The sequence below is a fragment of the Hydrogenophaga sp. genome, assembly GCF_965657535.1.
Taxonomy (GTDB): domain Bacteria; phylum Pseudomonadota; class Gammaproteobacteria; order Burkholderiales; family Burkholderiaceae_C; genus Hydrogenophaga.
In genome coordinates, this window is the sequence record NZ_CBFHOP010000009.1 from 41,559 (window position 1) to 66,208 (window position 24,650).

Annotated in this window: 23 protein-coding genes and 3 tRNA genes; 8 read left to right on the forward strand and 18 right to left on the reverse strand. The window is 61.7% G+C overall.

Going from position 1 to position 24,650, the window contains the following annotated elements:
* Nucleotide 1: 1 nt before the first annotated feature.
* The 6 genes from ACTG4K_RS15665 to rpsB form a co-directional block, all read right to left on the reverse strand.
* Nucleotides 2-835 carry a phosphatidate cytidylyltransferase gene (locus ACTG4K_RS15665; RefSeq protein WP_439115153.1) on the reverse strand — a complete coding sequence of 278 codons (834 nt, stop codon included), beginning with the start codon at nt 833-835 and terminating at the stop codon, nt 2-4.
* Nucleotides 828-1,595, reverse strand: a complete 768-nt coding sequence (gene uppS, locus ACTG4K_RS15670; RefSeq protein WP_439115154.1) for a polyprenyl diphosphate synthase — start codon at nt 1,593-1,595, stop codon at nt 828-830. Before uppS ends, ACTG4K_RS15665 begins: the two co-directional genes overlap by 8 nt.
* 46 nt (nt 1,596-1,641) lie before the next feature.
* Nucleotides 1,642-2,202, reverse strand: a complete 561-nt coding sequence (gene frr / locus ACTG4K_RS15675) for a ribosome recycling factor (RefSeq protein WP_439115155.1) — start codon at nt 2,200-2,202, stop codon at nt 1,642-1,644.
* 44 nt (nt 2,203-2,246) lie between these two features.
* A complete protein-coding gene (gene pyrH, locus ACTG4K_RS15680; protein WP_304840340.1) occupies nt 2,247-2,957 on the reverse strand; it encodes a UMP kinase in 711 nt (236 codons plus the stop codon).
* 176 nt (nt 2,958-3,133) lie between these two features.
* A complete protein-coding gene (tsf, locus tag ACTG4K_RS15685) occupies nt 3,134-4,051 on the reverse strand; it encodes a translation elongation factor Ts (protein WP_439115156.1) in 918 nt (305 codons plus the stop codon).
* 114 nt (nt 4,052-4,165) lie between these two features.
* Complete coding sequence (gene rpsB, locus ACTG4K_RS15690; RefSeq protein WP_439115157.1) at nt 4,166-4,921, reverse strand: 30S ribosomal protein S2; 756 nt, start codon at nt 4,919-4,921, stop codon at nt 4,166-4,168.
* Between the two features lie 344 nt (nt 4,922-5,265).
* Here rpsB and ACTG4K_RS15695 point away from each other — a divergent pair, with 344 nt between their 5' ends.
* From ACTG4K_RS15695 to ACTG4K_RS15705, 3 genes are all read left to right on the forward strand, one after another.
* Nucleotides 5,266-6,558 carry an FAD-dependent oxidoreductase gene (locus ACTG4K_RS15695; protein ID WP_439115158.1) on the forward strand — a complete coding sequence of 431 codons (1,293 nt, stop codon included), beginning with the start codon at nt 5,266-5,268 and terminating at the stop codon, nt 6,556-6,558.
* A 195-nt stretch (nt 6,559-6,753) separates the two neighbouring features.
* Nucleotides 6,754-7,251 carry a peptidoglycan-binding protein LysM gene (gene lysM, locus ACTG4K_RS15700; protein WP_439115159.1) on the forward strand — a complete coding sequence of 166 codons (498 nt, stop codon included), beginning with the start codon at nt 6,754-6,756 and terminating at the stop codon, nt 7,249-7,251.
* A gap of 18 nt (nt 7,252-7,269) precedes the next feature.
* The gene (locus ACTG4K_RS15705) at nt 7,270-8,880 is read left to right on the forward strand and encodes an NAD(P)H-hydrate dehydratase (protein ID WP_439115160.1); all 1,611 of its coding nucleotides are present in this window, start codon (nt 7,270-7,272) and stop codon (nt 8,878-8,880) included.
* A gap of 52 nt (nt 8,881-8,932) precedes the next feature.
* On the opposite strand, the gene ACTG4K_RS15710 is transcribed toward ACTG4K_RS15705, so the two are convergent.
* The 3 genes from ACTG4K_RS15710 to rnr all read right to left on the reverse strand — a co-directional run bounded on the left by ACTG4K_RS15710 (nt 8,933) and on the right by rnr (nt 12,868).
* Nucleotides 8,933-9,484 carry a YggT family protein gene (locus ACTG4K_RS15710; RefSeq protein WP_439115161.1) on the reverse strand — a complete coding sequence of 184 codons (552 nt, stop codon included), beginning with the start codon at nt 9,482-9,484 and terminating at the stop codon, nt 8,933-8,935.
* Between the two features lie 101 nt (nt 9,485-9,585).
* Entirely contained in the window at nt 9,586-10,488 is a 903-nt protein-coding gene (locus tag ACTG4K_RS15715) for a gamma-glutamyl-gamma-aminobutyrate hydrolase family protein (protein WP_439115253.1), read from the reverse strand.
* 85 nt (nt 10,489-10,573) lie between these two features.
* Nucleotides 10,574-12,868: a ribonuclease R gene (rnr, locus tag ACTG4K_RS15720; protein WP_439115162.1), complete on the reverse strand. Its 2,295-nt coding sequence runs from the start codon at nt 12,866-12,868 to the stop codon at nt 10,574-10,576.
* Nucleotides 12,869-12,915: 47 nt separating this feature from the next.
* On the opposite strand from rnr, the gene ACTG4K_RS15725 reads away from it, so the two are divergent.
* A tRNA-Leu gene (locus ACTG4K_RS15725) sits at nt 12,916-13,000 on the forward strand.
* A gap of 165 nt (nt 13,001-13,165) precedes the next feature.
* Nucleotides 13,166-13,250 (forward strand) — tRNA-Leu (locus tag ACTG4K_RS15730).
* A 234-nt stretch (nt 13,251-13,484) separates the two neighbouring features.
* Here ACTG4K_RS15730 and rimO read toward each other — a convergent pair.
* From rimO to ACTG4K_RS15755, 5 genes are all read right to left on the reverse strand, one after another.
* The gene (rimO, locus tag ACTG4K_RS15735) at nt 13,485-14,870 is read right to left on the reverse strand and encodes a 30S ribosomal protein S12 methylthiotransferase RimO (RefSeq protein WP_439115163.1); all 1,386 of its coding nucleotides are present in this window, start codon (nt 14,868-14,870) and stop codon (nt 13,485-13,487) included.
* Between the two features lie 57 nt (nt 14,871-14,927).
* Complete coding sequence (gene phaR / locus ACTG4K_RS15740; protein ID WP_439115164.1) at nt 14,928-15,470, reverse strand: polyhydroxyalkanoate synthesis repressor PhaR; 543 nt, start codon at nt 15,468-15,470, stop codon at nt 14,928-14,930.
* Between the two features lie 237 nt (nt 15,471-15,707).
* Nucleotides 15,708-15,784, reverse strand: a tRNA-Val gene (locus tag ACTG4K_RS15745).
* Nucleotides 15,785-15,845: 61 nt separating this feature from the next.
* The gene (locus tag ACTG4K_RS15750) at nt 15,846-18,170 is read right to left on the reverse strand and encodes a RelA/SpoT family protein (protein ID WP_439115165.1); all 2,325 of its coding nucleotides are present in this window, start codon (nt 18,168-18,170) and stop codon (nt 15,846-15,848) included.
* 21 nt (nt 18,171-18,191) lie between these two features.
* Nucleotides 18,192-19,115, reverse strand: coding sequence for an alpha/beta fold hydrolase (locus tag ACTG4K_RS15755; protein ID WP_439115166.1), 924 nt, complete (start codon nt 19,113-19,115; stop codon nt 18,192-18,194).
* Nucleotides 19,116-19,193: 78 nt separating this feature from the next.
* On the opposite strand from ACTG4K_RS15755, the gene ACTG4K_RS15760 reads away from it, so the two are divergent.
* Nucleotides 19,194-19,964, forward strand: coding sequence for a 3-hydroxybutyrate dehydrogenase (locus ACTG4K_RS15760; RefSeq protein WP_439115167.1), 771 nt, complete (start codon nt 19,194-19,196; stop codon nt 19,962-19,964).
* Between the two features lie 69 nt (nt 19,965-20,033).
* Here the strand turns inward: ACTG4K_RS15760 and ACTG4K_RS15765 are convergent, their stop codons facing one another.
* Both ACTG4K_RS15765 and ACTG4K_RS15770 read right to left on the reverse strand, forming a co-directional pair.
* Entirely contained in the window at nt 20,034-20,762 is a 729-nt protein-coding gene (locus ACTG4K_RS15765) for an SIMPL domain-containing protein (RefSeq protein WP_439115254.1), read from the reverse strand.
* A 12-nt stretch (nt 20,763-20,774) separates the two neighbouring features.
* Entirely contained in the window at nt 20,775-21,065 is a 291-nt protein-coding gene (locus ACTG4K_RS15770) for a hypothetical protein (RefSeq protein WP_439115168.1), read from the reverse strand.
* 168 nt (nt 21,066-21,233) lie between these two features.
* On the opposite strand from ACTG4K_RS15770, the gene ompR reads away from it, so the two are divergent.
* Both ompR and ACTG4K_RS15780 read left to right on the forward strand, forming a co-directional pair.
* Nucleotides 21,234-21,965 (forward strand): osmolarity response regulator transcription factor OmpR, encoded by a 732-nt coding sequence (ompR, locus tag ACTG4K_RS15775; RefSeq protein WP_439115169.1) that lies wholly within the window; start codon nt 21,234-21,236, stop codon nt 21,963-21,965.
* Entirely contained in the window at nt 21,965-23,368 is a 1,404-nt protein-coding gene (locus ACTG4K_RS15780; RefSeq protein WP_439115170.1) for an ATP-binding protein, read from the forward strand. Before ompR ends, ACTG4K_RS15780 begins: the two co-directional genes overlap by 1 nt.
* Before the next feature lie 17 nt (nt 23,369-23,385).
* Here ACTG4K_RS15780 and ispF read toward each other — a convergent pair whose 3' ends face one another.
* Nucleotides 23,386-23,889 (reverse strand): 2-C-methyl-D-erythritol 2,4-cyclodiphosphate synthase, encoded by a 504-nt coding sequence (gene ispF, locus ACTG4K_RS15785; RefSeq protein ID WP_439115171.1) that lies wholly within the window; start codon nt 23,887-23,889, stop codon nt 23,386-23,388.
* On the reverse strand, nt 23,886-24,608 hold the full coding sequence (gene ispD, locus ACTG4K_RS15790) for a 2-C-methyl-D-erythritol 4-phosphate cytidylyltransferase (protein WP_439115172.1): 723 nt from the start codon (nt 24,606-24,608) through the stop codon (nt 23,886-23,888). Before ispD ends, ispF begins: the two co-directional genes overlap by 4 nt.
* Nucleotides 24,609-24,650: the final 42 nt, after the last annotated feature.

Below are 24,650 nucleotides of genomic sequence, written 5' to 3' on the forward strand. Positions count from 1 at the left end.
GTCAGAGCGTGGCCAGCATCATGGCCAGCGGCAGTACAGGTAACAAAGCATCCACGCGGTCCAGCACACCCCCGTGGCCCGGCAGCAACTGACTGGAGTCTTTGACCCCCGCGCTGCGCTTGACCAAGGACTCCACCAGGTCGCCCACCACGCTCATGGCCACCAGAAACAACAAAGCAAGCGCCGCCAGCGCCGGACCCTTTGCCCACAGCAGCGCATACAGGCTGCTGTGGTCGCCAAGGCCTTGTGCATCGGCATACAGCCAGCCGCCCGCCGACACAAAAACGCCCAGCAAGCCGCTCACGGCACCCTCCCAGCTTTTGCCAGGGCTGATGGTGGGCGCGAGCTTGCGGCGCCCCAGCGCCTTGCCGCCGAAATAAGCGGCAATGTCCGCCATCCAGACCAGCAACAGCACGGACAGCAGAAAATCGAGCCCCATAAGACGCGCCTGCACCAGCGCAAGCCAGGCGCAGGCGATCAGAAAAAGACCGGTCCAGAGTCGCAACGCAGCAGGCCAGCCTGCCCAGCCGGATACACCTCGCCGCAGCATGACCACCGCCAGCACCACCCAAAGAGCACCCACCGCCAGCCACAACGGACGCCACGGTACCGCCAACCCACCTGCAGCCCAAAAAGCCGCCAGCGCAAGGCCCAGCCCACCCCCCAGCACCAAGGCGCGGGTGGAGGGGCAACCGTTCAGGCGAGCCCATTCCCAGCCTGCAGCCACGATCATCAGCAAGGCCAGCAGGGCAAAAGGCTCGATGGCGTCATGGAACAATGCGGGCAACAAAACAGCCAGCAGCACCAGTGCGGTGATGATGCGCTGCTTAAGCATGCCGCGGCTCCGCAGCTGTCAATGGCGCGCCGGCAGCGCTTTGTTCGGCCGTTTGTCCAAACCGGCGCTGACGACCCGAAAAATCGGTCAATGCCTTGTTGAGCTCTGCCGCATCAAAATCGGGCCAGAGGCAATCGGTGAAGTAAAGCTCGGTGTAGGCGGACTGCCAAAGGAGAAAGTTGCTGATACGCAATTCACCCCCGGTGCGGATCAAGAGATCGGGATCACCCACATGGGAGAGGGCAGTGGCCTCGGACAAGCTCTGCTCGGTGATTTCTTGCCCAGCCTGGGCCAGCTGGCGGGCAGCCTGCACCACGTCCCAGCGACCACCGTAGTTAAAGCACACATTGAGCGCGAGGCGGTCGTTGCCAGCCGTTTCGGCCTCGGCTGCTTCCAAACCCTGCACAACACGCCGCGATAGCTGGCTGCGGTCGCCAGGAAAATACAGCCGCACACCGTGTTTCTTCAAGCTGGGTACTTCGCGCGAGAGCGCCATCACCAACAACTCCATCAGGCCCGAGACCTCTTCTGCAGGGCGCTTCCAGTTTTCAGACGAAAAGGCGAACACCGTGAGCACCGCGATGCCCCGCTCAATGCATGCTTGCACCGTCTTGCGCAAAGCGTCCACCCCTTGCTTGTGACCCGCAACACGGGGCATCCAACGCTTTTGCGCCCACCGCCCATTGCCGTCCATGACAACCGCGACATGGCGTGGCATTCCGTTGGAGGGCGGGCATAGGGGTAAAAAGGGTTCAGCCATGAATGGGGTCGGTCAGGGTGCGGGGATCGTTGGAGAAAGTCTGGCGTCAGACCTCCATGATGTCCTGCTCTTTGGCCGCCACCAACCGGTCCACCTCGTTGATCATGCGGTCGGTCAGCTTTTGTACATCGTCCTGCGCCCGGCGCTCATCGTCTTCCGATGCCAGCTTGTCCTTCACCAGCTTCTTCACCGACTCGTTGGCGTCACGGCGCAAATTGCGGATGGCAATCTTGGCGGCCTCACCGTCGGTACGCACCACTTTGGTCAACTCCTTGCGGCGCTCTTCGGTCATGGGAGGCATCGGCACACGGATCATGTCGCCCTGGCTCGAAGGGTTCAGACCCAGGTCCGACTCACGAATCGCCTTTTCAATCTTGGCGCCCATGCTTTTTTCCCAGGGGGCCACGCCAATGGTGCGCGCGTCCAGCAGCGACAGGTTGGCCACCTGTGACAGCGGCAACATCGAGCCGTAGTAGTCGACATGCACCGTGTCGAGCAGCTGCGGGTTGGGTCGTCCGGTGCGGACTCTGGACAGGCTGTTTTTCAGGGCTTCCAGGGACTGCTGCATTTTGTGTTCAGCGGTCTGGCGAACTTCGGCGGTACTCATGAATACTCCTCACTGCGACTTGGGTAGGTGATGCCTGAGAGGCATCAAACGTGAACCAGCGTGCCTTCGTCCCCGCCCAGCACCACATTGCGCAGTGCGCCGGGCTTGAAGATCGAGAACACCTTGACGGGCAGTTTCTGGTCGCGGCACAGCGCGAAAGCGGTGGCGTCCATCACCTGTAAATTTTTAGCCATGGCTTCGTCAAAGGAAAGGCTGGCGTAGCGCGTGGCCAGCGGGTCTTTGTTGGGATCGGCGCTGTAGACGCCGTCCACCTTGGTGGCCTTCAGCACAATTTCAGCACCAATTTCAGCGCCGCGCAGCGCCGCAGCCGTGTCGGTGGTGAAAAACGGGTTGCCGGTGCCAGCCGCGAACACCACGACCTTGCCCTCTTCCAGGTACTGCAAGGCCTTGGGGCGCACATAAGGCTCCACCACCTGCTCAATGGAGATGGCAGACATCACTCTTGCCACCAGACCGGCCTTGTCCATCGTGTCGGCCAGGGCCAGGGAATTCATCACCGTAGCCAACATACCCATGTAGTCGGCTGTGGCGCGGTCCATACCGACCGAGCCACCCGCGACACCGCGAAAAATATTGCCGCCACCGATCACGATAGCGACCTGAACACCCAGTCGGGTGACTTCAGCGATTTCCTCCACCATGCGAACGATGGTGGCCCGGTTGATACCAAATGCGTCGTCGCCCATCAAGGCTTCGCCCGACAACTTCAGCAGGATCCGTTTATAGGCAGGCATGGAACAACTTTCTCGAATGCAAAAATAAAACGCTCAGCAGATGAGTGTAGCGAGGCACGCACCGTTTGACACTCTAGCCGCCAGGTCTACCGTTTGAAACCGGCACCCCACAAGACAACGGGCCTTGCGGCCCGTTGTAACTTCTCAGCAGGGGCACGGGCAAGCCCCGCCGGGTATCAGGCGCCTTTGGCGGCTGCCACCTGGGCGGCAACCTCAGCGGCGAAATCGTCCACCTTCTTCTCAATGCCCTCGCCCACCACATAAAGGGTGAAACCCTTGACGGTGGTGCCAGCCGCTTTGAGCATCTGCTCAACAGTCTGCTTGTCGTTCTTCACGAAAGGCTGGTTGAACAAGGACACTTCTTTGAGGTACTTCTGCACAGCGCCGTCGATGCGCTTGGCCACGATTTCGTCGCTCTGAGCTGGCTTACCTGCAGCCACCAGCTCTTTGTTGGCTTCATCGGCCTTGGCCGTGGCAACCGAGCGCTCGCGCTCAATGAACTCGGCAGGCACATCAGCGCTGGTCAGCGCCACGGGCTTCATGGCGGCAATGTGCATAGCAGTGTCCTTGGCAGGCACTTCTTCGCCATCAAACTCGACCAGCACGCCAATACGGGTGCCGTGCAAGTAGCCAGCCACCTTGCTCGCGCCGCTGTAACGCTTGAAACGGCGGAAGCTCATATTCTCACCGATCTTGCCAATCAAGCCCTTGCGGACTTCTTCCAGGGTCGGGCCAAAACCATCCTGGCTGTAAGGCAGCTCGCCCAGCGCGACCAGGTCGGCTGGATTGTGCTCAGCCACCAGGCGTGCAGCCGCGTTGGCCAGTGCCAGGAAGCTGTCGTTCTTGGTCACAAAGTCGGTTTCGCAATTGACTTCCACCATGGCGCCCGTGGTGCCTTCGATGAAGCTCGTGACCACACCTTCAGCCGTCACGCGGCTGGCAGCCTTGCCGGCCTTGGTACCCAGCTTGACGCGCAGCAACTCTTCAGCCTTGGCCATATCGCCCTCGGCTTCGGTCAGCGCCTTTTTGCACTCCATCATCGGCGCGTCGGTCTTGGCGCGCAATTCAGCGACCATGCTTGCAGTAATTGCCATTTTTCAGTTCTCCGTTGACCGCACCGCCTCAGCCGGCGGCACGCATCGTTCAATTGATCCAGTTGACTTGTGAAAAAGGGGCCCATGAGCCCCTCTTTCTCGAAAGAGCAGCGATTAGGCCGCTGCGTCTTCCTTGACTTCCACGAACTCGTCGTTGCCTTCAGCGACCACGGTCTTGACGAGGTCGTTCACGGCGCTGTTGCGACCTTCGAGGATAGCGTCAGCAATGCCACGGGCATACAACGCCACGGCTCGGGCCGAATCGTCGTTGCCAGGAATCACGTAGTCAATACCCACGGGCGAGTGGTTGGTATCCACCACACCAACCAGCGGGATACCCAGCTTCTGCGCTTCAAGCACAGCAATTTTGTGGAAACCGACATCGATCACAAAAATAGCATCCGGCAAGGCAGCCATATCCTGGATACCACCGATGTCTTTTTCCAGCTTTTCCATTTCGCGAGAAAAGGTCAGCTGCTCTTTTTTGGACATGCTGTCCAGACCGGCTTCTTTTTGGGCCTGCATCTCTTTCAGACGCTTGATCGAAGTTTTGACCGTCTTGAAGTTGGTCAACATGCCACCCAACCAACGCTGGTCTACAAACGGCACGCCGGCACGACGGGCCTCCTGAGCCACGATTTCACGCGACTGGCGCTTGGTACCCACCATCAGGACGGTGCCGCGGTTGGCGGTCAGCTGACGTACAAATTTGGCAGCATCTTCGAACAGCGGCAGCGTCTTTTCGAGGTTGACGATGTGAATTTTGTTGCGATGACCAAAGATGTACGGAGCCATCTTGGGGTTCCAGAAGCGGGTCTGGTGACCAAAGTGGACACCGGCTTCCAGCATTTCGCGCATGGAGATAGACATAAGATTTCTTTCCAGAGGTTGAGACTAAAATCCAGCCCCTATCGCCTGGTTGTGCAGCGCTTCTGCGCTTGCACCTCCCAGGCAACACCCGGTCGGGCTGGTTTGCGATTGACCTTGCCGCCTATGTGGCGTCTGTCCATACTCATGGACAGACCACCTGCAGCAAAGCCTGTCGATTATAGCAGCCGCACGGGAACCACCCCATCAACCACCGTCGCCTGTGCCCGCTTCAGCGGGCGTAATGACGTTTGAGCCATTTTCATGCCCCGCCACCGCTTGCAGCGCATCCAGAACCCCGTATCGGCCCACCCCAATCGTTGTGCCCACGCCAGCGGGAGGCCCGCTTGAAGCTCGCCGTCGTCGGATCGGGTGTTGTGGGCATCACCACCGCCTACGAATTGGCGCTGGACGGGCACGAGGTGACCGTATTTGAACGGCGAAATACAGCCGCCGAAGAAAGCAGTTTCGCCAACGGCAGCCTGATCGCACCCGGCTGGAACGCATTCGGGGGCGCCAATGGCCTCGGCATGGGTGCTTTGATGCCGTGGGCCAGCGCTGGCACTGCCCTGAATCTGGGCAGTTGGCCGCGTGGCAAAGAATGGCCTTGGCTGTGGCAATGGCTGCGTGCGGGCAAGGCCGAACGCCAGCTCACGCTGCAGCCAGCCGTTCATCGGTTGACCCAGTACAGCCATGAGCGCTTGCAAGCTTTGGCAGGCGCTTTGCAGCTGGATTACGACCGCACCGAAGGCATGTTGGTGCTCTGGCGCACAGAGCAAGGCCATGCAAAAGCCCAGCCAGCGCTTCAGGTGATGGCCGATATGGGCTGGAAATACCGCGTGTTGTCCGCCGAGGAAGCCCGCCTGCGTGAGCCGGCTCTGAACCCGGACACCGCACTGTATGCGGCACTGGAGATCACTGGCGAGGCCTCGGCCAACTGCCGCCAGTTTGCCCTGCAACTCAAAGCCGAAGCGCAAAAGCTCGGTTGCCGTTTTGAATTCGGAACCACCGTGGAGCGCATCACGCCAGAGGCCAACCCGTCCGCTGGCGTGAAACTGACCCTCTCGCCAACCGTGCCTGCGGCTCGCAGCAACAAATCCATGCACGTCGACGGTGCCGTTTTGTGCGCCGGGGCGGCTGGCGCCACCTTATTGCGAACACTCGGTGTGCGGCTGCCCGTGCTGCCCGTATTTGGGCATTCCGTTAGCGCAGCAGTGCGCGAGCCACTGGACGCACCCCTTTCAGCGGTGTTTGATGTACGCCAACAGGTGTCCATTTCGAGGCTCGGGCAACGGGTCCGGGTTTGTGGTGGACAGCAATTTGGCCGTTCTGCCGGGGTCAAATCGGCTGGCGAATTGAAACGGCTCTACCAAGTTCTGTCCGACTGGTTCCCAGGCGCTGCCCGCATGGCAGGCACCCACGGGAGCGCGCAGGAATGGTGCGGGGCACAAGCCCGCCTGCCCGACGGACTGCCCGCACTGGGGCCGACCCAACTGCCTGGTGTATGGGTCAACCTGGGTCACGGTAACAGTGGCTGGTCCATGGCCTGCGGCAGTGCGCGCCTGCTGGCCGACCACATCCGAGGCACCAAGTCCGACATTGATGGGGCTGAATACAACCTCACACGCTTCGGACGCTGAGGGCGCGCGCCTCGCTCGGAGTGCGCAACATCAGCAATCCGTGGCGGAATGCCCGCATACCCACGTCAGCCTGCGCATGGGTGAGCACAAGGGCACGTCATCAGCACGACACGCTTCGCACCTGCTTGACTGGTGTCGCATCAGGCCGCACGATGGCCTTACTCAATTTCCCAAACCACCACAAGGAGTAACACCATGGGCATGTTCAGCTTCATCAAGGAAGCCGGCGAAAAACTGTTCGGCATCGGCAAAGCAGAGGCCACCGCACCCGTAGCCGCCACCGCAAGTCCCGAGCAGATTGCCGCGCTGAGCCAGACCGCAGCCCAGGCTATCGCCACTTACATCAACAGCATGGGACTGAAGATCGCGGCGCTCGACGTTGGCTTCGATCCAGGAAGCGGAACGGTGACCGTAGCGGGTATCGCGCCCGATCAGGCCACGCGTGAAAAAGCGGTGCTGTGCTGCGGCAACGTCGCCAGCGTCAACCAGGTCAACGACCTGATGACCGTGGCCACCCCAGAACCTGCGTCGCAGATGTATACGGTGGTGAAAGGTGACAACCTGTCCAAGATCAGCAAAGCGTTTTACGGCACGCCCAACAAATACACGCAGATTTTTGAAGCCAACAAACCCATGCTGACCCACCCGGACAAGATATACCCGGGCCAAGTCCTGCGCATTCCAGCCGCCTGATCGGGCCCGCCGGTGTCCATGCGAGCCGTTCGTCCATCTGGGTCCGACCCGCTTTACAACGTTGCGACTACGCGGTCTATCGAGCAATCGGCGGCCGCCCAACTGCCACCGCACGGGTTGATGGCCAGGGCGGGACTCTCTGTAGCGCAGTTGGCGTTGGCGCTGGAGCCTCACGCCCGCTGCATCTGGATCGCTTGCGGACCAGGCAACAACGGGGGCGACGGCATGGTTGCGGCCACTCACTTGCACCAATGGGCGCAGACTCGCGGAGGCACCACGCGGGTGGTGGTGACCCACTGGACGGGCATGACCCCGCAAGATCGGTCACTTCCCCCCGATGCACGCCATGCCCTGAGCCAGGCGCAGGCCGCTGGCGTGTGCTTTGCCGCGCACCCACCTGAGCACTTTGACCTCGCGATTGACGCGGTGTTCGGCATTGGTCTGGCACGGCCAACCCAGGGCATGGTCGAGCAATGGATGGCGCGTTTGCGAAGCACCTCGCAAACGTTGCTCTGCGTGGATGTACCCAGCGGCCTGGACGCCGACAATGGCGCATGGACACCCTTGAGCCATGAACGCCAAGGATCTCAGGGCACACGCCACACGCTCGCGCTGCTCACACTCAAGCCCGGCCTGTTCACAGCCGCTGGAAGGGATGCTGCAGGTCAGGTCTGGTTTGATGATTTGCAGGTCACGCCGCTGGCCCACCACCGGCCCTGCGCGCACCTCAACGGCTGGGCAGAACTTGCCCCGGGACAATGGAGGCAACCCCACGCAAGCCACAAGGGCAGCTTTGGCGATGTGGTTGTGGTCGGCGGACAAGACCTCGCCGTCAACGGATCTGGGATGACCGGTGCAGCCGTGCTGGCCGCTCGCGCAGCCCTGCACGCGGGCAGTGGCCGCGTTTATGTGGGACTGCTTGAAGCACACGCACCCACCGTGGCAGGCGCCGTGCGCTGGGACCCGACAAGTCCCGGATTGATGTTTCGCGACGTCAACACCTTACTGGACAGCCCCCTACTGGCCACCGCCGCTGTGGTGTGCGGGTGTGGCGGCGGGTCGGCCGTGGCTACGGTTTTGCCCCATATCCTTTCGCGTGCGCGCACGCTTGTGCTGGATGCCGATGCACTCAATGCCATCGCCGATGACGCAGCACTTCAGACGCTTCTGAGCGAGCGCGGAGACCGAGGCTGGTTCACCGTCCTCACCCCACACCCGCTGGAGGCTGCAAGGCTGTTGAGCCGCAGCACCGCCCAGGTGATGGCCGACCGGCTGGGGACAGCCCAGGCCTTGAGCGAACGCTTCAAAGCCGTGTGCGTGCTCAAGGGATCAGGCACCGTTATCAGCGCACCCCAGCAAACACCGCTGATCAACCCCACAGGCAACGCCGGACTGGCCACAGCTGGCACAGGTGATGTGCTCGCAGGCATGCTGGGCAGTGCCTTGGCACAGCCCGGGTTGGCTCCAGAGCAAGGCCAACAGCGGCTGGCCCAAGCTGTGTTCCAGCATGGCTGGTTGGCCGACCATTGGCCGGTTGATGCGGGTCTGCTGGGCTTTGAAACTGCCGGTGTGCCAACGCTCACGGCAAGCCGGCTTGCCGAGCGGGTACAGCCGCTCTCATACCCCTGATCGGGGCAGGCCAGGCCAGCGGTCCAGAGCCTCTCGGCGCTGTGCTCAGGGCTCAGCCGAGCAACATCAAGCCGACCTGCAACAAGATGATCAACACCAGCACCGACAGGTCGACCCCACCCACCGTGGGCACGATTCTGCGAACCGGCCGCAGCACGGGTGCGCAAAGTCGGTCCAAGGTACCCAGCACGGGAGACTGCGGCTGCACCCACGACAACACAGCGTAGGCCAGCAAGAGCATCATCAGACCCTGCATCAAGGTCCGCAGCAGAAGCTTGATGGCCAGGGTGGGAATCGCCAGCAGCATCGCGGCTGGTGAAGCTTCTACCGGCGTGAGGGTGGCAGCCAGCATCAACCACAAGCCGCCGTAAGCCAATGCAAACAGCAGCGCAGCCATCAGGCTGCCCCAGTCCACGCGGCTTTGCACCAGACTGCGGGGCAGAATGCGGCGCACCGGTGCGACCAGCCAGTCGGTCAGCGCGATCACTAATCGCCCCGGCTGGGCCGACATGTGGATACGCTGGTGGTTCATCCAGGCCCGCAAAAGAGCCGCCGCGACCAGGAAGAAGAAAAAGGTGTCGAGCAGGAAAAAAACAATGCGCATGCAGGTTCCTGTGGGCAGTCAAAGAAAGGCTGATGCGTGAGCACGCCACCAAAAAATCACCCCGAGTTTAGAGCGTGCGCCGAAAGCCAGAAATCAGTGCTTCACCCGCCCACCAGCAGCAAAGGCGCACGGGGCACCCGAGGATCGGGCTCCAGCCCTGCGGCCAGACGCTCCAGTGCCGCAGCCCGCGAGGCCTGAAGAAAGTCCAGCATGATGGGCGAACTGTCTGCCAGCGCATGTCGGTCGTGGTGAAACTCCGGGTGCCATTGCACACCACGGGCATAGGCATCGCCGGTCCAGCGTATGGCTTCCACCAGCCCGTCCAGCGTGGAAACAGCTTCCACCACCACACCTTTGCCCAGCTGGGCGACCGCCTGGTGGTGGATACTGGTCACACGCAACTGCGACGAGGTTGGGTACAAAGCGGTCAGCGCACTGCCTTGCAGAAACGTCACGTCGTGCTCCAGCTGGTCGTACAGCTCGGTGTCTACATGCGGATGCGCGGCGGGGCACTGGGTCGCGATGTCCTGGTACAAGGTGCCACCAAACGCCACATTCAAAAGCTGCGCCCCGCGGCACACACCCAACACGGGCTTTTTCTGGGCGAGAAATGCGCGCAGCAAACTCAGTTCGTAACGGTCGCGCACCACGTCGCCCTGCCAGCGCGGTTCAATGGGCGTCTCACCGTAGGTCTGCGGCGCCACATCTGCACCACCCTGCAGCACCAGAGCATCCAGTTCCTGCACCACATGGTCCACCTTGAGATGCCGCGCCGCATGTTTGCTGTCGTGGGCCACGGCCGGCACCATGAACGCGACAGCGCCGTGCTCCATGATCCAGTGTGCTAAAGATTGCTCAATATATTGCAAGCTCTTGTTGCGAAAACCGAGCTCAGATGGAACTTGATAAAGCAGGCGAGCTGACACCCCGATGCGCAGCGGCCGCTCAATCAGGGGTTGCGCCTTCTTGCGCCGCGTTGCTGTAGCCGCTGTCGCGGGACCCACAGACGTACTGCCGGTCTTGCCTTCAATGGACAACCGCCGCTTACGCGGCGGTGTGGTGGCGCTTTCCATGCTCCCCACGAGGCGCCTAGCGACGGCTCTTGCGGGGCTTACCGGTCGCAGGCCTGGCACCACTGCGTTCGGCCTTTTTACCTGCCGCTTTGCGCACCGAGGCCTTGACCTCCAGCACGGGCGGCAGCTGCGCAGCGCCAGAGCGTACGGCAGCAGAGGCTTCGTTGTTGCGACTGCGACGCGATTTTCCCGCGCGACCGCTACCCGCCTCACTGGCGTCTGGCTGCCCCGTCTTGTCGCGCAGAGCGCGCAACACCGCATCGTCGTTGTCAGTCACCAACCGAAAATCGATCCGGCGCCCGTCCAGGTCAACCCGGCTTACCTGCACCTTCACCCGCGAGCCCAACGCGTAGCGGATACCGGTGCGCTCGCCTCGAAGCTCTTGGCGCGCTTCGTCAAACCGGAAGTACTCACCGCCGAGCTCGGTGATGTGTACCAGCCCCTCGACGTACATCGCGTCCAGGGTGACAAACAAGCCGAAACTTGTCACCGACGTCACCACGCCGCTGAACTCCTCGCCCAGGTGCTCGCGCATGTATTTGCATTTGAGCCAGGCTTCCACATCGCGGCTGGCTTCGTCTGCACGGCGCTCGTTCGCACTGCAATGCAGCCCGGCCGCCTGCCAAGCCAATGTGTCGACCGAAGGCTTCTTCACCGGCTCGCCTGCCACCGGCGGCTTGACACGGCTGGCCAGCCGCTTGCTCAATTTGGCATGCGCTTCACCCGGGGTCGGCAACACAGGCAACTGGTAGCGCTTGCCTGACAAGATGGCCTTGATGACCCGGTGCACCAACAGGTCGGGGTAACGGCGGATCGGGCTGGTGAAATGGGTGTAGGCGTCAAACGCCAGGCCAAAGTGGCCCTGGTTGAGTGGCGTGTAGATGGCCTGCTGCATCGAACGCAGCAACATCGTGTGAATTTGCTGCGACTCGGGGCGGTCCTTGGTGGCGCTCGCGATCTTTTGAAACTCCGACGGATGCGGGTTGTCGCTGATGGTCTGCGTCACGCCCATCGCCTTGAGGTAGTTGCGCAGGATGTCTTGCTTCTCAGGCGTGGGACCTTCGTGCACGCGGAACAGCCCGGTGTGTTTGCCTTCACCAATGAAATCCGCCGAGCACACGTTGGCGGCCAGCATGGCTTCTTCAATCAGCTTGTGGGCATCATTGCGGGTGCGTGGAATGATTTTTTCAATCCGACCGGACTCGTCGCAAACAATCTGGGTTTCCACCGTTTCGAAATCCACCGCACCGCGCACCTGTCGCGCCACCAACAAGGCCCGGTAGACATCGTGCAGATTGACCAGGTAAGGCACCAGCGCCTTGCGCTGAGCCGCTTCGGGGCCACGGGTATTTTGCAAAATAGCGGCCACTTCGGTGTAGGTGAAGCGGGCGTGGCTGAACATGACAGCCGGATAAAACTGGTACGCGTGGATCTCGCCTTTGGCGTTCACCAGCATGTCGCAAACCATGCAGAGCCGCTCGACGCCCGGGTTCAATGAGCACAGGCCGTTGGACAGCTTCTCGGGCAGCATGGGGATCACGCGGCGTGGGAAGTAAACAGAGGTAGCGCGGTCGTATGCGTCCACGTCAATGGCCGAACCGGTTTCCACGTAGTGACTCACATCCGCAATCGCCACCAGCAAACGCCAGCCCTTGCCCCGTCCCACTTTTGCCGGCTCACAGTACACCGCATCGTCAAAGTCGCGCGCGTCTTCACCGTCAATGGTCACCAGGGGCACATCGCGCAAGTCAATACGGTGCAAGTGGTCTGATGCGCGCACGTGATCGGGCAAACTGCGCGCCTGGGCCAGCGCCGCATCAGAAAATTCGTGCGGCACGTCGTACTTGCGCACCGCAATTTCGATCTCCATGCCCGGATCGTCAATGTCCCCCAGCACTTCTTTCACGCGGCCCACCGGCTGCCCATAGAGCGCGGGTGGTTCGGTCAGCTCGACCACGACCACCTGCCCAGCCTTGGCAGAGCCCATCGCGCCTTTGGGTATCAATACGTCTTGGCCGTAGCGTTTGTCCTCGGGCGCCACCAGCCAGACGCCGCTTTCCTGCAGCAGTCGGCCAATGATGGGAGAGTTCGAGCGTTCAACGATCTCGGTCACTCGGCCCTCGGGGCGGCCCTTGCGGTCAAGGCGCACGATGCGCGCCTTGACGCGGTCCTTGTGGAGGACGGCACGCATTTCGTTGGAGGGAAGGTAGATGTCGGCCTGTCCATCGTCGCGGACTACGAAACCGTGTCCATCGCGATGCCCAGAAACCACACCTTCAAATTCGGCCAACAGGCTGTTCTTTTCGTTCACTATTATTTTGGAAATTTTTAAATGCTATACTAGCGGTTTCCTGAGATGCCCAGGTGGCGGAATTGGTAGACGCACTAGTTTCAGGTACTAGCGCCGAGAGGCGTGGAGGTTCGAGTCCTCTCTTGGGCACCACAATCATAAGGGCTTGCTGACGTAAATGTTGGCAAGCCCTTTTCTTTTGCGTTCGCAAAACGGCCGAGATGCCAAGCAACGCGGCGGCGGGTGAGAGCACCAATATCTGCAGCGTTCTTTCGAAAACAGGGAAAAATCACCATATAATGACATCTTTCCTGAGATGCCCAGGTGGCGGAATTGGTAGACGCACTAGTTTCAGGTACTAGCGCTGAGAGGCGTGGAGGTTCGAGTCCTCTCTTGGGCACCAAAGATTCAAGGACTTGCTGACATGTGTTGGCAAGTCCTTTTTCTTTGGTTACTTGCTTGGTAAAAGCCGTCAGTGCCTCGCATGGGAACTCATCGTGGTGTGGGCGATGCCAGCAGGTTGGCGCCCAGACCCCATCCACATCACCCCCTTTCGGCTCAGCGTGCCCACCCACTGGTCGAGTGTTCTGCTGACCAGCAGCCGGAACACCGGTGATGCACACCCGCCAGGAGCCAATTAGAACGGTACCGCCAGCAGATCATGCCCCTCGGCCGCCACAATGCGCGCCTTGGTGAACTCACCCACTTTCAGGGTCTTGCTGATTTTTTCGGGGGGCAGCAGGCGCACCACGCCATCGATCTCGGGCGCATCGGCATAACTGCGGCCCACACCACCCTTTTTACCCAAACCGGGCGCCGAATCCACCAGCACCTGCATGGTTGCACCTACGCGCTGGCGCAATTTCTCAGCCGACACCGCTTCTGCCACCGCCATGAAACGTGCTCGGCGCTCTTCGCGGACTTCAGCGGGAACCGGGTTGTCCAACGCATTGGCGGCTGCGCCCTGCACCGGTGAGAAAGCAAAACACCCGGCCCGGTCGATCTGCGCCTCTTGCACAAAATCGAGCAGATGCTGAAACTCCGCTTCGGTCTCGCCCGGAAATCCCGCGATGAAGGTGCTGCGAACCACGATCTCTGGGCACAGTTCGCGCCAACGCGCAATGCGCTCCAGGTTCTTTTCACCACTGGCCGGGCGCTTCATGCGTTTGAGCACATCGGGGTGGCTGTGCTGCAAGGGCACATCCAGGTATGGCAAACACAGGCCTTCGGCCATGAGCGGAATGATCTCGTCCACATGCGGGTACGGGTACACATAGTGCAGGCGCACCCAGGCACCGTAGCCCTTGGCCAATTCGCCCAGCGAACGCACCAAATCCAGCATGCGCGTCTTGACCGGCTTGCCATCCCAGAAGCCCGTCCGGTATTGCATGTCCACGCCATAGGCAGACGTGTCTTGGCTGACCACCAGCAACTCCTTGACACCCGCTTCAAACAGCTTGCGCGCCTCGGTCAGCACGTCGCCGATGGGTCGACTCACCAGGTCTCCCCGCATGGACGGAATGATGCAAAAAGTGCAGCGGTGGTTACAGCCTTCGCTGATCTTCAGATAGGCGTAGTGGCGCGGGGTCAGCTTGATGCCCTGAGCCGGAACCAGATCCACAAACGGGTCGTGTGGCTTGGGCAAGTGCAGATGTACCGCCGTCATCACCTCGTGCGTCGCGTGGGGACCTGTGACAGCCAACACACTCGGGTGCATTTTGCGCACCAGGTTGTCACCGTCGTCGGCAGTGCGCGCACCCAGGCAGCCCGTCACAATCACTTTGCCGTTCTCAGCCAAAGCCTCACCGATGGTGTCCAGGCTTTCGCGGACGGCATCATCAATGAAGCCACAGGTGTTGACGATCACCAGATCGGCACCAGCAAACGTTTTGGAAGTCTGATAACCCTCAGCGCTCAGCTGGGTCAGGATGAGTTCGGAGTCGGTCAGCGCTTTGGGGCAGCCCAGGCTGACAAAACCGACTTTTGGCGCCGCAGCGCCCGGTGTAGCAACAGTTTCAATCATGCGCCGATTGTCTCAGACTGCCCGCTACCGCACACGCCGACAGCGCGCCGTGGCAATCTATCGCTTCAGACCCAAAGCGGCCATCATTTGCTCGCTGTTCTTTTGCATCTGCTCCTGCATTTGCGTGAAAGCGGTGCGCGACTGCTCCATGTAAGTACCCATCATCCCCTGCATCATGGGCGACTGCACGTTCATGAATTGCTTCCATGCCTCAGGGTTCAAGCCGCTGGACTGCTCGGTCATCTTGTGCTGTAGATCCATGAATATCTGGACGTTTTTCTCCAGATACGCCCCCATGAAATCCTGCATGGCATGGCCATAGAAACGGATGATGTTGGCCAGCACCTGCTCAGTAAAGATGGGCACGCCTGCGGTTTCCTCTTCCAAGATGATCTGCAGCAAGATGCTGCGCGTCAGGTCATCGTTGGTCTTGGCGTCGCGTACCACGAACAGCTCGTTGTCCATGACCAACGACTTGACCTCGGCCAAGGTGATGTAGGACGAGGTGTCGGTGTCGTACAGACGACGGTTCGGGTACTTTTTGATCACCCGCACGGCGCCTGCAGGGGAAGAGCCGGCCTCGGCCTTGTTTTTTTGCACGAAAAATCTTTCAGAATGGGACGGTACAGAGCCCGCCTGTGGGGCAAAGGATACGGCACATTCTAAAAACCGAAGCTGACATCCGTCTGCGTGGGTTTTCCCGATACCAGTCCACGAGCACATGGCCGCTTGCAGTGCGTTTCAAACATGGGGGGCGCTGGAGAAACAGCAACCACCATGAAGCCACAGCTCAGAAAGCAAAATGCCCTTGTAACTCAATGAATTACAAGGGCATTTTGGTAGGCGCGATTGGACTCGAACCAACGACCCCCACCATGTCAAGGTGGTGCTCTAACCAGCTGAGCTACGCGCCTACAAACCGTTCGAAGTCTCAAATTATAGCAGTGTTTTGGTCGTCTTTTCAAGACAGCGCACTCATTTGCGCCTGACCACCCGCACACCAGCCACATCGCCGACCACAGACATGGCCCGCGCCACCTGGCGCGCGTCTGCCACCTCAATGGTGAAGGTCATCCAGGCGATTCCCTTGACCGATTGGGTCTGCACACCGATGACGTTCATTTTCTCTCGGGCAAACACATCTGAAATATCGCGCAGCAGGCCTTGACGGTCCAACGCTTCCACCGCGACATCGACGGGGTAGTAAGCGCCCTCGCCTCGGCTGGCGTTGCTTGACCCACCCCATTGCACGTCGATCACGCGGTCAGGCGATTTGCGCTGCAAGTGCGCGAAATCGGTGCAATCGGTACGGTGAATGCTGACGCCTTTGCCGCGCGTCACGAAGCCGCCGATGTCATCTGGTGGTGCTGGCTTACAGCATTTGGCCAGTTGCGTCATGAGCGAGTCCACGCCCACCACCAACACCCCCCCCGGCGAGCGGCTGGGCTGTTTGCGGGGTTTCTTCAACCAGGGCGGCATCTCCTCCGTTGTTGCGGCGGGTTCGGCAGGGCGCAAGTGGGTCTCGATAGCGCGCACGGACAGCTCGTCTTTGCCCACTTGCTCAAACAGTTCCTGGGCCGACGTGACTCCCATGGAGACGGCGAGATCGTCCAGCTTCAGCGCTGTCTTGCCTTCTCGCTGCAGCAGCTTTTCCACCGCTTCGCGGCCACGGGCCACGGTTTCTTCCATGGCCTGCGCGTTGAACCACGCGCGCACCTTGCTTTTGGCCCGATGGCTGACCAGGTAACCGAGATCGGCATTGAGCCAATCGCGCGATGGACCGCCTTCCTTCGCCGCAGTGATCTCCACCGTCTGCCCGTTTTGCAACGTTGTGTTCAGGGGGACCATGGCGCCATCAACCCGAGCACCGCGGCACCGGTGGCCCAGGCTGGTGTGGACGGTGTAGGCAAAGTCCACCGCGGTGGCACCCTGGGGCAACTCCACGATCGCGGCATCGGGTGTGAGCACGTAGATACGGTCGTCAAACAGCCCTTGACCTGTGCCGCTCAGGTCGCGTTCCCAGGCCAGCAGTTGGCGCAGCACCGCAATTTTGGCGTCGTATTCGGAGCTGGCCGACACGCCAGCATAGCCCTTGGCGCCGGCCTCTTTGTAGGCCCAGTGGGCAGCAACGCCGTGTTCGGCATGGTCGTGCATGGCCTGGGTGCGAATCTGGATCTCAAATGCCCTGCCCTGGTCGTCGCGCACCACGGTGTGCAGCGACTGGTAGCCGTTGGGCTTGGGTTTGGCGATGTAGTCGTCAAACTCTTCGGTGACCGGCGTGAACTCGGCATGGACCAGCGCCAGTACCGCATAACAATCGTCCACCTGCGGCACCACCACACGCAGGGCGCGGATGTCAAAAACCTGGTCAAAATCCAGCGATTTACCGCGCATTTTTTTGACGATGCTGTAGATGTGCTTGGGTCGGCCTTGGACAGACGACGTGACACCTTGGCGCAGCAGGTCTTGTTCAAGCTGCAGGCGCACCTGCTCCACATGCGTTTCACGCTCGGCGCGCTTTTCGTCCAGCAGGCGGGCCACCTGCTTGTAGGTGTGGGGCTCCAGAAAACGGAAGGCCAAGTCTTCCATTTCCCACTTGATCTGCCAAATGCCGAGCCGATTGGCCAGCGGTGCAAACACATGCAGCGACTCGCTGGCCATGGCCTCGCCTGGGTCACCTTTGCTGGCGGCAAAGTAGCGCAGCGTCTGCAAGCGTGAGGCCAGGCGCAACATGACCACGCGCAGATCGCGCGAGAAGGCCAACAGCATCTTGCGCACGTTTTCCGTCTGGCTGGCCGCCAGTTCGGACACCGGGGTTTTGCCCGGCGAAACCAGCGGCAACGCCTGGTCTTGAGCGGCCTGGCGCTCTTCTTCTTTCTTGGCTTGCACCTGGGCCGTTTTCACCCTGGCTTGGCGCTGCAACTGCACCAGCTTGGTGGTTTCAACCGCCAGTGCAGCGAAATTATCGCCAAAGGCTTTGGCAATCACTTCATGTGGGCGGTTCAGGTGCTGGCAGGCGTAAACCAAATAGGACGCGGCTTGCATCGCTTCAGAGCCGCCAATGTCATGCAGGATGGCGGCCACGGCATCGGCATGGGCCAGAATGTTTTCGCCGGTATCGAGCTGCTCCGTAGCCAGCAGGGGCTCGGCGAAGGCCCGAGCACGGGACAGCGCTTGCGCCTGGTGCGGCAGGCTGTCTGATGTGGCGGCCACGATGGCCGAGGGCATCGCAGCCTGCCCCGAGGGCGCAGAGGGCTGAGGCACCGCGTCAGGCGGTGCAAAGGCAGTAGAACGCTTCATGGACGGTCACAAGGCAGCCGGTCAGGGCGCCCCCAAAAATTCTTGGATGGCGGCCATCTGGTCGATGGCCATGAGGGTGGGGGCATGACCCACGTGGGCAAACTCCATGCAGCGCGCGCGCGGCCCCCGGCTGGCCATCTGGGCCGCGGTGTCGCGGGTCAGCAGATCCGAATCGGCACCGCGCAGCAGCAGTGTGCGTGCCGTCACAGCGTCGTAAAGTTTCCACAGTTCGGCTTCGCCGTCGCGCACGGCTTGCCGCGCCACGGCTTCATCGGCCATGCCGACCAGCGCCTTGAATGGCACAGCAATGGCTGGGTCGTAATGCAGCCACCAACGGTTGTGGCGCTCACGCAGCATGGGGCGCGAGAGCGCAAGCCACTGCGCGGGTGCATGGGGCCCAAAACCAGTGGAAATGGAGGCGAGGTAGTCCACCGCTTCCTGTTCGCTGCCAAACGAGGGGTTGAGCCCCAGGTAGGAGCCAATGCGTTGCAAGGCCTCCCACTGAATCACCGGGCCCACGTCGTTCAGCACCAGCCGGCGCAGGCCCAGCGCTGGCTGCGCCGCCAACGCCATGCCAATGAGTCCACCCATACTGGTGCCCACCCAGTCAATCAAGGCATCGGGATACCCGCTACGAAGCTTGAGCACCAGCGCAGCCAAGTCAGCGGCGTACGTACCGACCTGGTAGGCCATGGGGTCGGCCAGCCAGTCGCTTTCACCCCGGCCAGCCACGTCAACCGCCACCACCCGTGTGTGGGGCTGAAGGGCTTGCGCCAGTGCGTCGAAGTCGCGCCCCTGGCGGGACAGACCGTGCACGCAGATGGCGACGCGGCGGCTGTCCGCTGCAGGCAACGCCGGCCAGTCCCAATAGGCCACGCGGCGGGGGCCGCCGCTGCGCGCAGCGGGGCCGTTGACGGTCATGAATTGGCATGTCGGCTGCGGCATGGATCGATCCTTCCCCGGGCTCCGTGATAATGCTTCGAATGTTTTTCAACCTATCGTAATAGAACTGGAGTTCACGCCATGCTTGCGAACAAAACGGCCCTCGTCACCGGATCGACCAGCGGAATTGGACTGGGCATTGCCAAGGCCCTGGCGCGCCAGGGCGCCAACATCGTGCTGAACGGTTTTGGCGATGTGGAAGGACCCAAGGCCGAGATCGCAGCGCTGCGCGCCAAGGTGGCCTACCACGGCGCTGACATGAGCAAGCCCGAGGAAATTGAGGCCATGATGGCCTTTGCCGCAGCCGAGTTTGGCCAAGTGGACATTCTGGTGAACAACGCCGGCATACAGCACGTGGCGCGGATCGAAAATTTCCCCGTGGACCGGTGGGACGCCATCATCGCGATCAACCTCACCAGCGCCTTTCACGCCACGCGCCTGGCGCTGCCCGCCATGCAGGCGGCCAACTGGGGCCGCATCATCAACGTGGCCTCGGTGCATGGGCTGGTGGGCTCGGCCGAAAAATCGGCTTACGTGGCTGCCAAGCACGGAGTGGTGGGCCTCACCAAGGTCACGGCGCTGGAAAACGCCACATCTGGCGTCACCTGCAATGCCATTTGTCCCGGCTGGGTGCTGACGCCGCTGGTGCAAAAACAGGTGGACGCCAAAGCCGCAGCACTGGGCGTGTCAAACGACGACGCCAAGAAACTGCTGCTGGGCGAAAAAGAACCCTCCATGCAATTCACCACGCCAGAGGAACTGGGCGAACTGGCCGTGTTTTTCTGCTCCCCGGCTGCGGCCAATGTGCGCGGCGTGGCCTGGAACATGGACGGTGGCTGGGTTGCACAGTAAGCGGGCCTTGAAGCCATGCAAAAGGCCCGCACTGCGGGCCTTTTTCGTTGGCGCAGCGGGCCAGCCAGGTCAGCGCAGCTGAATGCTTCCGGACACGGTCACATTGACCATGCTTTTGCCAGCCTCGACCGCAATCGGGGCGTCTGACATGGCGGCCTTGGCCTCCATGGCCATCACCCGTGGCCGCACGTAACCGCCCCCCTGGTCGGCCGAGCTGATGGCGATTTCCCGCAGCGAGTAGGCAGTGAAACCAAAGCCTTTGGCAATTTCACTGGCGCGCCGCTGAAAACGCTCAATCGCCATGGCCTGCACGTCGGACTCCAGCGCCTGCTGCGCTTCGCGGGACAAACTGAACCCCACGTTGCCCATGGTCAGGGTTTGGATTTTGCCTGCGGTGGCACTGATACGGGCGAAGTCACGGCCTTCCAGCACCACCTCGGTACTGCCTTGCCAGCCGTTGATTTTGCCGCTGCTGCTGTAGCGAGGGTACAGGCTGAACTGGCCCGTGCGCACCTCCATCTGCTGCGGCACAGCGGTCGACTTGGCTACAGCCAGTGCAGCATCCAGAGCCACCTTGAGCTGGTTTTGCACCGTGCCTGCGTCAGGGCCTTCCTTGGTCGTGTTCAGGCTCATGGACAGCCAGTCCTGCTGGACCTCCTTGAAGCCGCTGGCCGACAGCTGTACCACGTTGGCAGGTGGTGGTGTGTGGGTTTGGGCCTGTGCCAGGGCACACGTGCCCAACAGTGCCAGAACGAGCAACGAGCGGTGAACAGCAGACAAAGCGGTAGAACGGCGCATCGGGGTCATGGACTATTTCTTGTGGTTGGCGTGATAGGGCTGGCTGCGGAGCTGTTCGCGCATGCGCTGGCGCTCTTCAGCAGACAGGCGGTAGGGCTTGAAGGGGTCATCCACTCTGTCAAACGGCTGACGCAACGCCTCCCGCAAATGCAAAGGGGTGCGCGGTGCATCGCCATCAATGGAAATGGGCATGACCGCCATCGCAGCATCCTGCGGATCGCGCAGCTTGTGCTCGTCTGTGGGGCCGGCAATCGCCGGACCCAGCATCAACAACAGAATTCCGCCCGTCAGGTTCAACTTCATGGTGTGCTCGAGTATGCATGTTTCACCCATTGTGAGATGTGCGCCCTGTGAAGTTGGAGGCACCAGGTGGCAACATCTGTAACAGCGTGTCAGGAAAATAAAAAACGTTTGCTGACAAGCACTTGGCGCTGCCACAATCGCGTTTGTTACATTTTTGGAGTTGTTGCCATGTCACAAACCAACGCCCGCCCCAACAAGGTTCTGGTCGTCGATGACGATGTTCGTATCCGCGACCTGTTGCGCCGCTACCTGATGCAGGAAGGTTTCGAGGTGATGCTGGCGGAAGATGGCAAAGCCCTGAACCGCGTACTCCAGCGCGACACCGTGGATCTCATCGTGCTCGATCTCATGATGCCCGGCGAAGACGGGTTGTCCATTTGCCGGCGCTTGCGCGCCAACGGCGACCGCACGCCCATCATCATGTTGACAGCTAAAAGCGAAGACGTGGACCGCATCGTGGGCTTGGAAGTGGGTGCCGACGACTACCTGGGCAAACCCTTCAACCCACGCGAGTTGCTGGCCCGCATCCACGCGGTGCTGCGCCGGCGCCCGCCCGCCGAGGTGCCGGGCGCGCCTTCGCAAGACCAAGAGGTGGTGAAGTTTGGTCCTTTTGAATTCGACTTGAGCCTGCGTACCTTGCGCAAGGACGGCATGGACCTGCCGCTGACCACCGGCGAATTTGCCATGCTCAAGGCCTTGGTGCGCCACCCGCGCCAGCCGCTTTCGCGCGAGAAGCTGGCGCAGCTGGCGCGCGGGCGTGAATTCGAGCCATTCGACCGCAGCCTGGACGTGCAGGTGTCGCGCCTGCGCAAACTCATTGAAGAAGACGCTGCGTCACCGCGCTACCTACAAACGGTATGGGGCGTGGGCTATGTGTTTGTGCCGGACGGAAACAGCTGATGTCCGACGAGTCGCGCGTTCCGTTCGAGACCCAACCGACAACACTGGAAACCGTGCCAGCGCCTCTGGAGATTCGGCCACCCCGGGGCTTCAGCTTGTTTTGGCGCACCTTTTTCTTTCTGGCATTGCTGTTGGTCGGCTGCATCGTCGCCTGGCTTCAGACGTTTCGCGCCCTTGAGTACGAACCGCGCGCCTTGCAAAGTGCGCAGCAGCTGGCTTCGCTGGTGAACCTGAGCCGTGCGGCGCTGGTGCACTCGGATTCCATTGCCCGGGTTTCGCTGGTGAAAACGCTGGCCGACGAAGAAGGTTTGCGCATTGCACCGCGGGAACCCAGCGACACCTACCGCCTGTACGACGCGGACTCCCTGAGCCGCAACGTGAGCGAGCGGCTGAGGCTTCGGCTCGGCACCGACACGGTGGTGGCGCGCGAAGTGAACGGCACGCAAGGCCTCTGGATTGGTTTCACCATCGACGGCGACCCCTACTGGCTGCTGACCGATCCGTCGCGCATTGGCCCGGTGGCGGGCACCACCTGGCTCATCTGGCTGGGCACGGCCGCGCTGCTGTCGCTCGCTGGTGCCGCCCTGATCGCTCGGCTGATCAATCACCCGCTGAAAAAGCTCTCGTTTGCAGCCAGCCGTGTACGCGAAGGCGACTTCAATGCCAGCCAGCTCAACGAGGCCGTGGCCACCAGTGAGATTCGCGAGGTGAACATCGGCTTCAACCGCATGGCCCAGCGCCTGAGCAAGATTGAGCAGGACCGCGCCCTCATGCTCGCCGGCATTTCGCACGATCTGCGCACGCCGCTGGCGCGCCTGCGGCTCGAAACGGAGCTGAGCGTGGCCGACCCGCAGGCACGCGAACACATGGCCGCCGACATTGAGCAGGTGAACGCCATCATCGACAAGTTTCTGGACTACGCCCGCCCCGACCACCTGCAGCCCCAGGAGGTCAGCCTCAACCAGGTGGTGGACGCCGCGGTGTTTGCCTTGGGCTCGGACCCCAACACCAGGGTCAGCATCAACATTCCACCCGAGACCATCGTGATGGGCGACGCCGTGGAGCTGCAGCGCGTGTTTTCCAACCTGCTGGAGAACGCCCAGCGCTACGGCAAAGACCCGGAAACCGGTATCGCCAGGGTTGAAATTGCCGCCAAGGCGAAAGACGACTGTGTGCTCGTCAAGTTGCGCGATCATGGCCAGGGCGTGGTGCCCGACATGCTGGAACAGCTGACGCAACCGTTCTTCCGGGGCGACGCCTCGCGCACCTCGGCCACGGGAACGGGCCTTGGGCTGGCCATTGTGGACCGCGCCATTGCCCGCATGGGCGGGCGCTTTGCTCTGGCCAACAGCAGCACGGGCGGGCTGGCTGCTCACATGAAACTGGTTAAAGCAGCGACCTGAACGGGTTTGCGGTGCAATCAACCGCCAACCACCACCCCCAGCAACACCACAGCCCGAGCTTCGATGGACAGGCCCTGCCCCACCGGCCCGAGCTTTTCAGCGGTTTTCGCCTTCACATTGACTTGCCCCAGCGCCAGACCCAGGGTGCGGGCAATGCTTTCGCACATGGCGCCGATGTGTGGCGCCAGCTTGGGTGCCTGGGCGATCACGGTGCTGTCCACGTTGCCAATGTCAAACCCGGCCGCGCGAACGCGCCGCGCCGCTTCGGCCAGCAGCACACTGGAATCGGCGCCCTTGAAGCGCTCGTCGGTGTCTGGAAAATGGCGCCCAATGTCGCCCAGGCCTGCAGCCCCCAGCAGCGCGTCGGTGATGGCGTGCAGCAACACGTCGGCGTCGGAGTGACCCAGCAGGCCCATGCTGTGGGCAATGCGCACACCGCCGATGATGAGCGGGCGCCCGGGCACCAGGGCGTGCACGTCCCAACCCTCACCGATACGAAAAGGAAATGCAGAAGCGTTCATGGGCGGCTTTTCAAAATGGCCTCGGCCAGGGCAAAGTCTTCCGGGTAGGTGACCTTGAAATTTTGGGCACTGCCTGGCACCAGCCGGGGTTGTTGACCGGCCATTTCCATGGCACTGGCTTCGTCGGTCACGCCTGCAAAGCCCTGCGCTTGGGCGGCGGCCAAGGCGGCCTGCAAGGCACCCACACGAAACATCTGCGGGGTTTGGGCCAGCCACTTGTCCGAGCGGTCCACCGTGGCGGCCACGCGCCCATGTATCTCCACTTTCAGCGTGTCGGGCAGCTTGAGGGCCAGCAGGCCGCCCACCGGGTCGTCCCAGCAGGCGTCGAGCAAGTCGTTCACCTGTTGCGGCGTCACCAGGCAGCGCGCAGCGTCGTGCACCAGCACCCAGTCATCGGGCCCTGCGCCCTGCGCCTGTAGCGCCTGCAAACCATTGAAGACACTGCCCGCCCGGCTGCTGGCGCCGCAGGGCAGCACCTGTACGTCGGGGTGGTCCACGCTCAGAAACCGGTCGCCTGGCGCCACCACCACCAGACAGCTCGCCACACGCGGCACCGCCTGCAAGGCAGCCAGCGTGTGCAACACCAGTGGCAAGCCCGCCAGCGGCTGGTATTGCTTGGGCGTGGGGGTGCCAGCGCGCGAGCCTGAGCCTGCACAGGGCAGCAAGGCATAACAGCGGGGCGCGTGGGTTTGGGGGGATTGGGTGCTGGTGGCGGGCATGGCGGTGCGTACATTCTAAAATCAAGGGCTCTTCACCCCCCG